Source organism: Gilliamella sp. Pas-s27, from assembly GCF_009795865.1.
Classification (GTDB): Bacteria; Pseudomonadota; Gammaproteobacteria; order Enterobacterales; family Orbaceae; genus Gilliamella.
On sequence record NZ_WTEW01000161.1, the window covers coordinates 1 to 244 of the forward strand.

1 protein-coding gene is annotated in these 244 nt (G+C 37.7%); it reads left to right on the forward strand.

Annotated features, from left to right (window positions below):
• On the forward strand, window positions 1-244 hold a 244-nt coding region (locus tag GQ589_RS12135; protein ID WP_202115132.1), incomplete at both ends, for a T6SS immunity protein Tli4 family protein.

Genomic DNA, 244 nt, shown 5'->3' on the forward strand with positions numbered 1-244 from the left:
GTAATAACGTGCCCCAAAAATTAGCTGAGTTACATAAACTGTTTGACCGGATTAAGCCGCGCGATGATTTAACTATCCCAACAACCCCTGGCTTTTGTTTTTTGCACGGTTTTATGCAAGGAGAAGATCGCGAATGGAAAGATATCGGATTTACCTATAGACACAATACAATAGAGGATTTCTATTTTAGTATCGATTATAACGATTTTAAAGAAGGTGATGCATTACTTGATAAGCCAGAAGG